Raw genomic sequence first — 13,231 nt, forward strand, 5'->3', positions numbered from 1 at the left:
GAACACCCCCTTTAACCAAACATAAAGAATGGATGTTTGTCCTTGGATTCATCGCTCTTGGTTATTTTATCCAGAGCAGCAAGGAAATCATCCATAGTTACACAATTCCTGTCTTCACGAACCGCAAACATTCCTGCTTCCATGGCTACTGCCCGGAGATCCGCACCACTTAAACCTTTGGAAAGGGAAGCAAGCTTGTCAAAATCGACATCTTCCGATATAGACATGCCTTTTGTGTGTATCAGTATAATAGTTTTTCGTGCTCCTTCATCGGGAAGAGGGACCTCGACTGCCCTGTCAAACCTGCCTGGCCTGATGATTGCAGGATCAAGAACATCTGGACGATTTGTTGCACCTATTATACGCACTTCACCACGGTTGCCAAAACCATCCATTTCAGCAAGCAGTTGCATCAGAGTTCTCTGGACTTCACGATCAGCGCCATTGGTATCATTAAGCCTTGTTGCTGCAATTGCATCCAGTTCATCAATAAATATTATGCTGGGAGCCTTACGCCTTGCCATTTCAAAGACTTCTTTTACGAGTTTGGAACCTTCACCGATGTATTTCTGAACAAGTTCGGAAGCAACTACCCGTATGAAAGTAGCCTCGGTTTTATGTGCCACGGCCTTCGCAAGAAGGGTTTTTCCAGTACCTGGAGGACCATAAAGCAAAACACCTTTTGGAGGAGTGATTCCAATCTTCTCAAATGATTCCGGTCGTGTAATCGGCAATTCTACACATTCTACAAGTTCCTGTATCTGGGCATCAAGACCCCCGATGTCCTCATAGCTGACATCCTGGGTTTCCTGTACTTCCAGAGCCCTGACATCTGGTTCATCGGATGAAGGAAGGACATCTACAATAGCCAGTGTTTGCTGGTTCAATGCCACCCTGACACCTGGTACAAGCTGATTGTTTTCAATAAATTGTGATACACCAACCATAAAATGAGGGCCGGTGCTACTTCTGATCAGCACCTTATTGTCGTCAATAACATCTAGTACAGTAGCAACTACAAGAGGAACTGTTTTCAGCCGTTCAATTTCGGATTTAAGTTTCCGAACTTCCCGTTCATACTTGAGTTTCTGAGTTTCAACATAACGTTTCTCAGATTCAATCTGGTCGCATTGCTCTCGTAGCTGACTATTGCGTGATTCAAGTTGCTTCATCCTGTCAAGCAAATACTTGGAGAATTCAACATCCTGTCCCATTTCCTGAACATCATATGGATCCGGCAGATGCTTAAAACCATAATTCTTCCAATCTGCCGTTTTGTCCTTAGTATCGCACATAGCGCTCCGAATAGTATTTAAGTCCATAGGTATATAGCACTTTCGAGACGTGGCAGGTACGCCGGGTCAGGGAGGATCCTTATTATGCAATGTGAAATATGTGGCACAGATATAAGAGGCAAACCTTTCAAAGTTACAGTTGAAGGAAGTGAACTAAACGTATGCGCACGGTGTTCACAATATGGTACTGCCATAAAAGCAAGAACACCTGTATCAAAGAAAAATGCCCCTGTACCAATACGATCCCGGCAAACTTCCCGCCCCCGTCCCAAGAAAGATCCCTTTGCAGAACTTAATGATGAGCTTGTAGATGGATATGAGCACATTATTAAGGAAGCAAGAGAAAAACGCGGTTGGACGCAAGAAGTGCTTGCATCAAAGATAAAAGAAAAAGCATCTCTGATAAAGAAAATTGAGAGAGGGGAAATTGTCCCGGAAGATTCAGTTCGCAAAAAACTGGAACATACTCTTGACGTAAAACTAATGGAAAGAGTAAGTGGAGACGACTGGCAAGCAGATGGATTTCGGAGTAATACGACTCTTGGGGATATAGTTACTATTAAAAAGAAATGAAAGCAGGGAATATAATGGACATCAAGAGCAAGAAAATTGGGATAATTGGCACAGGGAAGATGGGACAAAGTCTGCTCAGAGGGATCCTAGCAGCAGGGCTCTCCAATCCGGAAGATGTCTATGCAAGTGATGTCTACGAACCGTCATTAAATAGTCTTCGTGATGAGCTGGGAATTAACATTTCCACAGAGAACGCAGATATTGCATCTCACTGCAATATAGTGATTATTGCTGTTAAACCACAAGTCATCAAAACTGTGTTGAGGGATATTAATCCATATCTTGAAAACAAATTATTGATATCTATTGCTGCCGGCATAACTACAGAGGCTATTGAAGCAGAACTAGATGAGGATCGTCATGTTATCAGAGTGATGCCAAACATTGCAGCAACCGTGGGAGAAGCTGCATCTGCAATTTGCACTGGAAAAAATGCGTCGGTGAATGATGCCGAAATTGCAATGGAAATTTTCAACTGTTTAGGAGTTGCCACGCTTGTTCCGGAGCATCTGATGGATGCAGTCACCGGCCTTTCCGGGAGTGGACCTGCATACATATTTCCTGTAATTGAAGCTCTTGCAGATGGTGCAGTATATGAGGGGCTTGATAGGGAAAATGCTCTCAAGCTGGCAGCTCAGACGGTACTTGGTGCTGCAAAAATGGTTCTTGAAACAGGGATGCATCCCGGAGAGCTCAAGGACATGGTTACATCACCGGCAGGAACAACCATCCGTGCTATGCACGTACTTGAGCAAAATGGCATTCGTTCAGCGTTCATGGATGCAGTAATCAAATCCTCTGAGCGTTCGAAAGAGCTTGGTAAATAAGCTATCTTTTGATTTTTTGCAAAACTTGATATAGTGATAATGAATATATATCATCGCAAAAACAGGGGTGGGATTCTGAAATCTTTTGCTATTGTCAGGGGAAAAGACAGAACAAAAGTTAAAATTGCACTACACGATATGGAACATTACGGAAGTATGCGGTTTAGCGCAAAACCAAGGCGTATAGAACCATCATACGCAGACAATTTACTTGTAAGGGTAGTTGGTGTGCCATTACGCACCCCTTGTAAAGTTGCCGCTCTTGTGGAACTTGAAAACAATGCTGGTGCAGCTATTAGTAAACTGAGAAAAATACATCCTCCTGCGCACATCGTTATTGTGAGTCCAAGACATTCACCGTACAATGAGCTAATGGAATGTGTGGACATTTATCCGGAATTCGAAATGGAATCAGAAATGGAAGTTTCAGCTTAATTCCAGACCTTCTTGTTGTAAAAAAAGCATAAAAATAAGAGGAATGGGGCCGGGACCGAGAATCGAACTCGGATCGTAGCCTCCACAGGGCTACAGGATAACCGCTACCCTACCCCGGCACAATAAATATAGTGCCTCATACTGGAAGCACCTTATAGATACATTGCTCTTATATAAAGATATCTCTCATGATTTCAGTTTTGATATTGCAAGCTCTGCGGCTTTTTCACCGGATAGGAGCATGCCCCCAAATACAGGACCCATTCTGGGAGATCCTGCAAAAGCATTTGCAGCCATTCCTGATACAATTAGGCCGGGATAAACCTCTAACGTGTTTTTCACAACAAGACGTTCACCGCTTTCAGCACAAAGTGGCTTTTCACCAACAATTTTTTTTCCACCAAATGCAGTCGGAATCTTACGCTGGACGGTATTACAAACAGCAGCTTCATGACCGGTACCATCGATGATAACTTTTGCCTTTACGGTAAGAGGATCAACATGGAATCCTCCAATAGAAACCGGAGTCCAGTTGATAACAAGACCACATATAGTATCATCATCCCTTATCATTACGTCCTCAGCATTTACAAGATTAAAAAATTCGGCTCCTGCTGAGGTTGCACCACTAATAAGTTTACCCACAGATTCAACGGAGTTTGCAACATAATAACCTTCCTGATATTCACGGTAAGATATTCCGAAATCATCTAGGATATGCCTGGCTTCTTCCTGAACAACAATTCTGGGGAACATCATTCCACCACCCCACATTCCACCACCCACTGATAATTTTTTCTCAAAAAGAGCAGTTTTAATGCCTCTTTCGGCAAGATGTTTGGCAGCTACAAGGTTAGCCGGGCCTCCGCCCACCAAGGCAACATCAACTTCAGAATACTTAAGGAATGCTTGAGTAAATTCTTCAACAATTGCTTTTGTAATTATAACTTCATCAAGTCCCATTTTTACACCTCGGATGAATAAGGACGACTATTCATAGGGTTATGAGCAGTTAAAAGTATTTTGGAAAAACGGCTCTGTAGAAATCCTATTTGTAAATCCTACTTATAAGAATATGCTTCCTGTGTTTTTTTGTACCAAAAACGCAAGGAGATGATAGTGTTTTGTTCTATACTGAAAATCGGGACTTCCTATTAAATCTGCGATTTAATTAATGGCTTTTCGAACAAGTACTTAAAATTTATCGATATAGTCTTGCAAGTAACACGATATTCACACTTTTCACTATACTGTTATAAATACTCCTCCATACTTGATCTTATTTTTAAGAAGACCTTGGATCCATTTTACAAGAATGGAGACTCAGTTGAAGTTAATGGTTTCGATTCAATTGGCTTTACAAGTGGGATTGCATCCTTCCTTCTTTTTTGGAACATTTGTTGAGTACTGGATCCACAGTCATCATGAATACATGGCAACATTCTTTATAAAATGAAAGAATATATAAAGGACTGATAAGGAATTATGGCGAGTGCCTTGAAGTTGCTTTAGTGCATCGCTTCAATTTGTAAATTTTACAGGATATTCTTGTCATATTCCATAGATGTACTTGAAACGGGGAGGAAAATATAATGGGATGGCTTGATGTTGTTGCAGGTGTTTGTACAGGCGGTCTATACACCATAGGAAAAGCTATTTATCAGGCAGGTAATGCTGCAGAATCGGCCGGCGATGCAGCAGAACAGGCAGGGATGGCGATCGCAGTCATTGGTTCTACACTTGAAGCTGTTGGGGAGCAACTCGAATCAACGCTTAGGGAAGCAGAAGAGTTGCTGGTAATAACAAGAATGACACCCAGAGATGAAGATGATCTCTGGGATGAAGAAAAGGAAAGGCTGAATGCACTCCGTCAGGAAGAGACCCGCCTTTTGAACAAGCTTTCCGAAATGGGAGTTGATGACGTTACAGATTTCAGCTTTGATTTCTGGGATATGCTGTCCGATATGCAGGATGTCATTAAAAAATTCCAGATCATGGCAAGGCTTGCTGCTGTCAGGAAAGAGATCCATGACATCTTCTATCAGGAACCGGGTGTACTTTCAAATACCATCTACAATGCCAAAGAATCACTTGAGCGGTTCAATACCATCGAGCAGCCGATGATCGAGGACATACTGGATTCCCTTGATAACAACCTGGAGGTCAGCGAGGAGGTCCTTCAGGAAGTCAAGAAACTTTTTGTTACCAAAAAGAAGATCCCGATCGCAATAGCTGACCTAAGTCCTGAGATACAGCAGCATCTGGAAATGCTCAAAAAGGACAAGTTGTATTACCAGGGTCTGATCACAAGGAAGGATGCGGTCACTTCTCAGCTTGCAAGTGTCATCGAGCAGTTCCCTGAAAAAAAGTTTGACATAAACATGGGGTCCATAGGTATAGCCGGAGCAAACATCAGTGCAGGGGATGTCGTACATGAAGGAAGCTATACCGGAAACTTCGGTGAAATCGTGACGGAAAGACCCCACAAGGAAGACATTGTTCGTGGAGATACTCAGGAAAACACTGAAAAGCCGGTTGCGGATATTAGACACGAAAGAATAACTGACAATCATTTCATCAAAAAAGCAGAGAGTGATATCGGAACTTATATTGACAGGGAGATCACAAAGGGCGTGGCTGTTGAGGAACATAAGATACGTTCTACTAAGTCCGCTTACACAACTGCAGCCCCGGCGGCAAAGGCTACCATGGAAACAACGACAAAGCTCAACAGGTCCTTTGCCAGAACTGCTAAACGTTCAATGCTCACAATGCAACCCCACGGTGCCAGAATATCTGCATCACTGAGCACAAAATTCGATGGTTATCAGAGGAACTACGACCTGCTAAAAGCCCAGAAGACATTCTACTACAGGCAATCCCTGAAGATGGAAAGAAAGTACGAACTGCTGGCAAACAAGTGGGAGGAAGAGCCGGGGATCATCCCGAAGACGTTGGATGAGCTCCACGGAGTACTGAAGAACGTCAGGACAGAGGAGCAGCCACGCATCGATGAGCTTCTTGATAACCTGAATGCGAATCTGACCGAGACACAGGAAACACTTTCAAAGGCAAATGATACCATGGATTCAGTCCAGAACGCCCTATCCTTCATGGACATGGATACCGGAAAGATCAAGCTAGGTGTCATGGTGATCGGTGGCCTTGTCGTGCTCAACCTCTTTGTGGGGCTGATCGTGCTTATTCGGATGGCGCTTGGGTATTGAGAAACCCTGGTTTGAACTTATTTCCCAAGGTCGAATAAGCGATAAAAGACATCTGGATACTCCGTAATGTTCACTTAATAGGACTCATGTGACTCCACTGTATGTTATCCGCTGAAGAAGTCCGCTCGTATTTCAGGAAGGAGAAAGCAATCTTTGCTGAACTAAAGCAGGGGAGTCTGGACACTTCCGCTATTCAGGAGTTTTTCATCTGAATGTCCGGCGAAGGCGGGATTGCGTCGAGGAAGAGACTAGGAGGGTGAAAGATCGGGTCAGGGATAGTTTGGGTGTGGAATCATGAAGGAATTGGTTCATAAATCCACCTGACAAATAGCAATTGCTATTAGCTATTAAAATTACAATCATTTCCCTATTGACAAAACACACATAAAAACAATGCATGGGGAAAGATCGTGAATATCATTTGTTGTTTACATAACTGGCCACTGCATTCCTGAATTCGGATATATCAATTGGTTTTGAAATGTAACCACTACAACCAGCATTGATGAATTTATCTTTGTCTCCCCGCATGGAATAGGCAGTCAGCGCTATTACTGGAATGTCTTTAGTTTGGCTCGATTTCTTGAGCTTGTCGAGGAGTTCAAGCCCATCCATCACCGGAAGCTGTATATCCAATAATATTAAGTCGACTTTATTTTCCTTAAGCAGATCTAGTGCCATCGGTCCATCTTCTGCCTGCAGTACATCATAGCCGTCGGATTGAAGGAGATCTACAGTGAGCTCCATATTCATAGGATTGTCCTCGACAACCATTACAGTTACCATTATTTATACCTCAATATTAGTAGTCATTTATTAAACTAACTGTTGCAAAAAGATATTGGAAAATTAGGATTACTCAAATATGATTCATAAAGTTCCTCCGTTAAGGTCATATATGGAAAGTATATTTACTTGCTTTGAACTCTTCTAAAGAAAGACTTCAAAGAAGGGTTAACTATAATTAGTCTTCAAACAACCATTTTTTAACGAAAACAAAACGGTAACCACAAATGATTCGATCTGCCCAGCGTTCTAACCCACAAAAAAAAAGAGATACACCTTCAGGAACAGAAGGTGCACCTGCTGATATTGTAATTATCAAACCCGCCGGATACCCTATGTGTGGAATCGTAGACGATTACCCACAGGTTGAAAACCCGGAAGTCTTTGAATGCTATGCAAGACAACAATGGAACGGGTATATTGCAAGAGTCGGAGATTATCTTTTTGACCATCGCATGTATCCTGATTTTGCATATCGTATCATTGATGTACAACCACCTGAATCTATTATTGGCCAGTTTACATCGTTTATAGTGAATGAAGATTTGCCAGAATCTCCGAAGATCGAATATAATACCAATGTGAGTTTTGATGATGTCATCGGGCAGACGCTTGCAAGGCAAAAATGTAAGCTTGTAGAGAGATATTTGGAAAAGCCGGAGTTGTTTGGGAAGTGGGCACCTAAGAACATACTTTTTTTTGGACCTTCGGGAACCGGGAAAACCATGCTTTCAAAAGCGCTGGCAAACCATTCAAAGGTACCCCTAATACCAATCAAAGCAACCCAGCTAATCGGCGAATTTGTTGGAGAAGGATCAAGACAGATTCACCAGCTTTATGAGAAGGCAGCAGATCTTTCCCCATGCATTGTTTTTATTGATGAACTGGATGCTATCGCATTAGATCGCAGACATCAGGAATTAAGAGGAGATGTATCTGAAGTTGTGAACGCCCTTCTTACTGAAATGGATGGAATAGACGAGAGAAAAGGTGTCTGTACAATTTGTGCTACAAATCGTCCCGAAGTACTTGATGCAGCCATAAGAAGCCGTTTTGAGGAAGAAATTGAGTTTGTACTACCCAATAAAGAAGAAAGAGAAGCTATTATAATCAACAATTTGAAAACATTCCCGTTGCCTGCAAATCCAGATACATCTAACCTTGCCACAAAAACAAAGGGATTTTCAGGAAGGGATCTTGTTGAGAAGATACTTAAGAATGCCCTGCATCGGGCAATAATGGAAGATCTTGAAGAAGTACCCGAAAGATTCTTTGAAGAAGCAATTACAAAAGTTGTGCCAAAGCAGGAAAAAGACAGCACAATGTATGTTTAACCAGTAATGGAGGATGTTGTAAATGGACATTGATCCTTCTGACCGTTTTAAATGTAAAGTCATTAATATAATCGATACTCTCAAATGGAAAGGTGTTACTGTACAAGAAGAAGTTACCAAGGGAATAGTCTATTTTGCAAGAGTATCACCGGAAAATAACTTGCAAGTCGGTGACACCCTTTATCTGAAGGTACTGGAGCTTCCTCACGAACTTGATGAAATGGGGGCTGAAATCCAGCTTATGGACGAAAATGATAATAAAATTGACTGGACCTATATTTCAAGAGGCACCCAACCACAGCAGAATATAAATCTTTACTGAAAACCATAAATCCATTCAATTTTATATTCGTAGCTCTTTTTACGTGTTTGCACTGAATGTTAGATTATCTTGTCTCCAGAATTACATCAAAACAATGGGTGTCAAATACATTAATTTGATCTATTGGACCTGGATAAATCTCTCTTATTTATCCATTTCAAAAACTTCTCGGACGTTAATGATTCCAGAATTTGTTGAATAAACAAAAAAATTAGGTGGAAGAACTTCCGGCTCAATCTTGTAAACAGGATACGTGGATAAGTTCATACCACTCTCTATTAATTATTTCCATTGATTATCAGATTTTCCCATAGATGAAGCGCTTCAATGGCAGGATAAACATTGATTCCTATTTTTTACCTGCGGCGAGTGACGGAGGGATAAGTCCCTTGTTCCGGGTAGCATTATATGGGATATGTTTCCAGGTACCTGAAAAGCAAGAGACAGATTCATTTTTCTGCAATTACCCTGCTTAAGTGTTGACTAAGATCTTTTAATGGTGCCACTTTTTCAATGATTGCGTTATATTCATTGATATCTCTAGGGATCTACAATATGCTCTATTTTGTGTATTTCCGTCTAATTTATACCACAGACCGTCTATACGCAGGCGATATAAGTGTTTAAATATATACCGGAAAATTAATTTTTATCCATAAATGGAATTTCAAGCTCTAAAAGATCGGAAGCAATTTCCACATTTTCAAATACTGCTTTTGCTTCCTCAAGAAGAACAGATGGATCATCACTATACCTGGAACTTATGTGGGTTAGGATCAATCGGGATACATTTGCTTCCTGAGCGACTTCCGCTGCTTCCCTTGCAGTCGAATGTAAAGACTCTTTTGCCCACTCCAGTTTATCTTCTGCCAGAGTAGCATCGTGGATAAGGAGATCAGCATCACGACTTAATTCGATGATCTCAGCACAAGGTCTTGTATCACCACTGTACACTATTTTTCTACCAGCACGTGGTGCTCCGACAACATCTTCCGGATGGATAACCTTACCGTCAATTTCCACAGATTCACCTCTGTGCAATTTTGAAAAGAGAGGTCCTACAGGTACACCCAATTCAATTGCTCTGTCCCTGTCAAACCGCCCTGGACGTGGTTTTTCCACAAATGCATACGCAAGAGAGGGAACACTATGTATCCCTTTTGCAGTCATTATGAAATAATCATCCATTTCTACCGCTTCGCCGGGAATTAACACGTGTGCACGGACTTCGAATTTCAATTTGCAATAACCAAGAGCAATAACAAGGCGAGTGAAATCTTCTATCCACATCGGGCCATAGATATCAAGAGGTTCTTCTCTTCCATGGAAAGAAAGTGTCTGCAAAAGCCCTGGAATTCCCAGTACATGATCAGCATGGAAATGAGTTATGAATATAGAGGATATCGCCATCATTCCAGTTTTTGCACGCATCATCTGCTGCTGGGCCCCTTCCCCACAATCAAATAGCAATAACTCCCCATCTCGGTTTAGCATAATCGAAGAAGGATTCCGCGTTTTAGTCGGAAGTGCACCACCTGTGCCAAGAAAAGTTACACGAAGCATATCTGATAGATAAGTGTGAAAACTTATTTATTGATTATCCACCCAAAAAAGAGTATGATTCGAAAGATTCATATACAATCCTACATGTAAGGAGTGCCCATATAAACTGGATTATCTCAAAATCATTATTATGAGGATTTAATATGAAGTATCAGGGAAAATCAAGAAGGACCGCAACCGGTGGAAAGAGAAAAAGCTCACATGGAAAACTTAAATGTCATATTGGAAGGGAAGCTGCAGAGCCGCATGTCGCAGAGACAAAGAGAAAGAACACCAAGACACGCGGAGGAAACCGCAAGGTCAAACTTCTCCAGTGCAACACAGCAAATGTTACAGATCCAGCAACCGGTAAGACAACAGTTGTATCCATTGAAAACGTTGTGGAAAATGAAGCAAATGTTCACTACGTCAGACGTAATATCCTTACTCGCGGTTCAGTTATCCAGACAAGCGCAGGGAATGCAAAAGTAACCAGTCGCCCCGGACAGGATGGAGTGGTTAACGCAGTTCTCATAGAATGAATCATTCAAGCTGTAAGGTCGGCATAATGGACAGCAAAACCCGGGATATTCTGGAAATACTGGAAAATAATGCAAGGGCAACTCCCGAAGAGATTTCAGCCCTCGTTGACATGCCTTCAAAGGAAGTGGAAGATAGCATTCGCCACCTCGAAAAAGTTGGCATTATCCGCAGGTATAAAACAGTAATTGACTGGGAACTTGCCGGGGAAGATTATGTATATGCTATCATTGAGCTTAAAGTCAGTCTTGAGCGCAGGCAGGGTTATGATGCTATCGCAGAGAGACTGTACAAATTCCCCGAAGTTCGGTCTGTAAGACTTCTTTCCGGCGAACACGACATTGTTCTTACAATCCGCGGAAAGACTATGAAACAGGTAGCTTTCTTTGTCGCGGAAAAGATTGCTACCCTCGAACAGGTACAAAGTACTTCTACACACTTTGTTCTTAAAACATACAAGGAAGACGGCCTTATTCTTGAAGAACCTGAACATGCCAAGAGGCTGCCAGTATCTCCATAACGTTGAGGAGAATGCGTTATGGAAAGAATGGAAGATTGTCGTTTTGTGGCAGAAAAAGTTAAGAATGTGCCGCCTTCTGGGATTCGTCGTTTTTTTGATTTGGTTTCCGACAATGAAGAGATAATCTCCCTTGGCGTAGGGGAACCAGACTATGTTTCTCCGTGGCATATTAGGGAAGCCTGCATTCATTCACTTGAACATGGAGAAACTTCCTACACTTCAAATTCCGGCCTGATTGAGCTACGGGAAGAAATTTCACGCAACTATACCCGAAGACAGGATCTTTATTACAACCCGGAATCCGAAATCCTAGTTACCAGTGGTGTCAGCGAGGCTCTTGACCTTGCAATCCGCTCTATTGTTGACATAGGGGATGAAGTAATCGTCACCGAACCAACATATGTTGCCTACATACCTTCAATTGTCCTTGCAGGAGGCAAGGCTGTGCCTGTTCCTACAACCCGTGAGGATGATTTCAGAGTTAAAGCGGAAGAGATTGAAAAACGAATTACTGCCCGTACCAAGGCAATCATAATCAACTATCCTAATAATCCCACCGGTGCCATAATGCCGAGGGATGAACTGGAGACCATCGCAAAGGTTGCAGAAAAGCATGATCTTGTGGTGATAACAGATGAAGTGTATGAAAGGCTCACATACACAGGAAAACATTGCTCTATAGCTGCTCTTGACGGCATGAGAGAGCGGACTATCGTACTCAACGGATTCTCCAAAGCATACTCTATGACGGGTTTCCGGCTTGGTTATATTTTAGCTCCAGAACCACTTCTGAATGCAATGATGCGCATCCATCAATACACAATGTTGTGTGCCCCGGTAACCGCACAGGTAGGAGGTATTGAAGCTCTTCGTAACGGTGAGAGCGAAGTGCAGGCAATGGTTAACGAGTACAACCGCCGTCGCAGGCTCATTGTCAAAGGCTTCAACAATATAGGTCTTGACTGTTTTAACCCGGGCGGTGCTTTCTACGCATTTCCGTCCATTGCTGCAACAGGACTGACTTCCGAGCAATTTGCTCAGAGACTACTTGAGGAGCAGAAAGTTGTAACAATACCCGGAGATGTTTTTGGAAAGGCAGGAACAGGTTTTTTGAGGTGTGCGTATGCTGCTTCAAGGGAAGATATCAAGGAAGCTCTTGAGAGAATTGAAGCTTTTTTGAACAGGCTGTGAGTATTTCTTTTCTGTCAGTGGCTTAAACGATTCCAAGCATCTCACAACATACTGAAAAAGCAATTGTAAAAGCTTTCATTCGTACTGCTGCTTTATGTTAGTATACCACTACACATCCCACATAAAGACATATATGGATATTTAATGATGTAAAAGAAATTATTGTTACCCTTGTATCAAACTGTATCCACTTCACTCTTTTATAAATTCTTTATCCATATTCTGAATCAGAGAACTAACTTTTTGGTACCACTTATCTATGCTTTCCTGAACCATTTTTTTAACTTCAGATGGGTCTACTGCCACATATTCATAATAGTATCCACCAGTTTCAATTGTTTTTGCCTCACGGAAAACAAGGCCGCAGGAAATAAGATTTTGGAGAGAACGATAGGCTGTACTTCGTTCTCGTGATAAATGCTGTCCGAGAACTTCAGCAGTCATTGAACCATTAGCCAGCAGAATCTTGTAAGCCTGAAGATCAAGATCTTTAAGTCCCAGAATGCATTTAGTTACGTCTTCACACTCGCAATTAGCCCTGAGCATCTCTGAAATTGAAGCATTCATGAAAAGTCTCCGTTTTGTCAGAACGATTGTAATATTATTTGTGTTGTAGTGCAGAGTTTTCGCAAAACCACA

Annotated in this window: 14 protein-coding genes, 1 tRNA gene and 1 pseudogene; 10 read left to right on the forward strand and 6 right to left on the reverse strand. The window is 42.0% G+C overall.

Translation table 11 applies throughout. The annotated features are described in order from the left end of the window. Positions 1-11 precede the first annotated feature (11 nt). A complete protein-coding gene (locus tag PWQ49_RS00120; protein WP_300606178.1) occupies positions 12-1,322 on the reverse strand; it encodes a proteasome-activating nucleotidase in 1,311 nt (436 codons plus the stop codon). Between the two features lie 57 nt (positions 1,323-1,379). On the opposite strand from PWQ49_RS00120, the gene PWQ49_RS00125 reads away from it, so the two are divergent. The 3 genes from PWQ49_RS00125 to PWQ49_RS00135 are packed head-to-tail and all read left to right on the forward strand — an operon-like array spanning position 1,380 to position 3,130. Next, entirely contained in the window at positions 1,380-1,868 is a 489-nt protein-coding gene (locus PWQ49_RS00125) for a multiprotein bridging factor aMBF1 (RefSeq protein WP_300606181.1), read from the forward strand. A 14-nt stretch (positions 1,869-1,882) separates the two neighbouring features. Then, entirely contained in the window at positions 1,883-2,695 is an 813-nt protein-coding gene (gene proC, locus PWQ49_RS00130) for a pyrroline-5-carboxylate reductase (protein ID WP_300606184.1), read from the forward strand. Between the two features lie 39 nt (positions 2,696-2,734). Continuing rightward, complete coding sequence (locus PWQ49_RS00135) at positions 2,735-3,130, forward strand: DUF356 domain-containing protein (RefSeq protein ID WP_300606699.1); 396 nt, start codon at positions 2,735-2,737, stop codon at positions 3,128-3,130. A gap of 44 nt (positions 3,131-3,174) precedes the next feature. Here the strand turns inward: PWQ49_RS00135 and PWQ49_RS00140 are convergent. Continuing rightward, positions 3,175-3,249: transfer RNA gene (locus PWQ49_RS00140), tRNA-His, on the reverse strand. Between the two features lie 67 nt (positions 3,250-3,316). Continuing rightward, entirely contained in the window at positions 3,317-4,093 is a 777-nt protein-coding gene (locus tag PWQ49_RS00145) for a sulfide-dependent adenosine diphosphate thiazole synthase (protein ID WP_300606187.1), read from the reverse strand. A gap of 207 nt (positions 4,094-4,300) precedes the next feature. On the opposite strand from PWQ49_RS00145, the pseudogene PWQ49_RS00150 reads away from it, so the two are divergent. Continuing rightward, a pseudogene (locus PWQ49_RS00150) lies at positions 4,301-4,498 on the forward strand (hypothetical protein); the annotation flags it as partial. 224 nt (positions 4,499-4,722) lie between these two features. Further along, positions 4,723-6,357: a hypothetical protein gene (locus PWQ49_RS00155; RefSeq protein WP_300606191.1), complete on the forward strand. Its 1,635-nt coding sequence runs from the start codon at positions 4,723-4,725 to the stop codon at positions 6,355-6,357. 417 nt (positions 6,358-6,774) lie between these two features. Here PWQ49_RS00155 and PWQ49_RS00160 read toward each other — a convergent pair whose 3' ends face one another. Beyond that, on the reverse strand, positions 6,775-7,143 hold the full coding sequence (locus tag PWQ49_RS00160) for a response regulator (RefSeq protein WP_300606194.1): 369 nt from the start codon (positions 7,141-7,143) through the stop codon (positions 6,775-6,777). A gap of 227 nt (positions 7,144-7,370) precedes the next feature. Between PWQ49_RS00160 and PWQ49_RS00165 the strand changes: the two genes are divergently transcribed. Both PWQ49_RS00165 and PWQ49_RS00170 read left to right on the forward strand, forming a co-directional pair. Beyond that, positions 7,371-8,477 (forward strand): AAA family ATPase, encoded by a 1,107-nt coding sequence (locus tag PWQ49_RS00165; protein ID WP_300606197.1) that lies wholly within the window; start codon positions 7,371-7,373, stop codon positions 8,475-8,477. A 22-nt stretch (positions 8,478-8,499) separates the two neighbouring features. Beyond that, entirely contained in the window at positions 8,500-8,799 is a 300-nt protein-coding gene (locus PWQ49_RS00170) for a hypothetical protein (RefSeq protein WP_300606200.1), read from the forward strand. A 642-nt stretch (positions 8,800-9,441) separates the two neighbouring features. Here the strand turns inward: PWQ49_RS00170 and rnz are convergent. Then, positions 9,442-10,362 carry a ribonuclease Z gene (gene rnz, locus PWQ49_RS00175; protein ID WP_300606202.1) on the reverse strand — a complete coding sequence of 307 codons (921 nt, stop codon included), beginning with the start codon at positions 10,360-10,362 and terminating at the stop codon, positions 9,442-9,444. A gap of 143 nt (positions 10,363-10,505) precedes the next feature. Between rnz and PWQ49_RS00180 the strand changes: the two genes are divergently transcribed. The 3 genes from PWQ49_RS00180 to PWQ49_RS00190 are packed head-to-tail and all read left to right on the forward strand — an operon-like array spanning position 10,506 to position 12,592. Next, entirely contained in the window at positions 10,506-10,883 is a 378-nt protein-coding gene (locus PWQ49_RS00180) for a 30S ribosomal protein S8e (protein WP_300606205.1), read from the forward strand. A gap of 26 nt (positions 10,884-10,909) precedes the next feature. Beyond that, on the forward strand, positions 10,910-11,401 hold the full coding sequence (locus PWQ49_RS00185; protein ID WP_300606208.1) for an Lrp/AsnC family transcriptional regulator: 492 nt from the start codon (positions 10,910-10,912) through the stop codon (positions 11,399-11,401). 18 nt (positions 11,402-11,419) lie between these two features. Then, positions 11,420-12,592, forward strand: a complete 1,173-nt coding sequence (locus PWQ49_RS00190) for an aminotransferase class I/II-fold pyridoxal phosphate-dependent enzyme (protein ID WP_300606211.1) — start codon at positions 11,420-11,422, stop codon at positions 12,590-12,592. 192 nt (positions 12,593-12,784) lie between these two features. Here PWQ49_RS00190 and PWQ49_RS00195 read toward each other — a convergent pair whose 3' ends face one another. Then, the gene (locus PWQ49_RS00195; RefSeq protein ID WP_300606213.1) at positions 12,785-13,159 is read right to left on the reverse strand and encodes a helix-turn-helix domain-containing protein; all 375 of its coding nucleotides are present in this window, start codon (positions 13,157-13,159) and stop codon (positions 12,785-12,787) included. Between the last annotated feature and the right edge of the window lie 72 nt (positions 13,160-13,231).

It is taken from the genome of Methanohalophilus sp., assembly GCF_030156785.1.
In the GTDB taxonomy this organism is placed as follows: domain Archaea; phylum Halobacteriota; class Methanosarcinia; order Methanosarcinales; family Methanosarcinaceae; genus Methanohalophilus.

What these genes read in the sequence shown, in the direction of transcription:
- PWQ49_RS00120 (WP_300606178.1), bottom strand. Translation starts at nt 1,322, where the DNA reads ATGGACTTAAATACTATTCGGAGCGCTATGTGCGATACTAAGGACAAA.
- PWQ49_RS00125 (WP_300606181.1), top strand. Translation starts at nt 1,380, where the DNA reads ATGCAATGTGAAATATGTGGCACAGATATAAGAGGCAAACCTTTCAAA.
- proC (WP_300606184.1), top strand. Translation starts at nt 1,883, where the DNA reads ATGGACATCAAGAGCAAGAAAATTGGGATAATTGGCACAGGGAAGATG.
- PWQ49_RS00135 (WP_300606699.1), top strand. Translation starts at nt 2,735, where the DNA reads ATGAATATATATCATCGCAAAAACAGGGGTGGGATTCTGAAATCTTTT.
- PWQ49_RS00145 (WP_300606187.1), bottom strand. Translation starts at nt 4,093, where the DNA reads ATGGGACTTGATGAAGTTATAATTACAAAAGCAATTGTTGAAGAATTT.
- PWQ49_RS00155 (WP_300606191.1), top strand. Translation starts at nt 4,723, where the DNA reads ATGGGATGGCTTGATGTTGTTGCAGGTGTTTGTACAGGCGGTCTATAC.
- PWQ49_RS00160 (WP_300606194.1), bottom strand. Translation starts at nt 7,143, where the DNA reads ATGGTAACTGTAATGGTTGTCGAGGACAATCCTATGAATATGGAGCTC.
- PWQ49_RS00165 (WP_300606197.1), top strand. Translation starts at nt 7,371, where the DNA reads ATGATTCGATCTGCCCAGCGTTCTAACCCACAAAAAAAAAGAGATACA.
- PWQ49_RS00170 (WP_300606200.1), top strand. Translation starts at nt 8,500, where the DNA reads ATGGACATTGATCCTTCTGACCGTTTTAAATGTAAAGTCATTAATATA.
- rnz (WP_300606202.1), bottom strand. Translation starts at nt 10,362, where the DNA reads ATGCTTCGTGTAACTTTTCTTGGCACAGGTGGTGCACTTCCGACTAAA.
- PWQ49_RS00180 (WP_300606205.1), top strand. Translation starts at nt 10,506, where the DNA reads ATGAAGTATCAGGGAAAATCAAGAAGGACCGCAACCGGTGGAAAGAGA.
- PWQ49_RS00185 (WP_300606208.1), top strand. Translation starts at nt 10,910, where the DNA reads ATGGACAGCAAAACCCGGGATATTCTGGAAATACTGGAAAATAATGCA.
- PWQ49_RS00190 (WP_300606211.1), top strand. Translation starts at nt 11,420, where the DNA reads ATGGAAAGAATGGAAGATTGTCGTTTTGTGGCAGAAAAAGTTAAGAAT.
- PWQ49_RS00195 (WP_300606213.1), bottom strand. Translation starts at nt 13,159, where the DNA reads ATGAATGCTTCAATTTCAGAGATGCTCAGGGCTAATTGCGAGTGTGAA.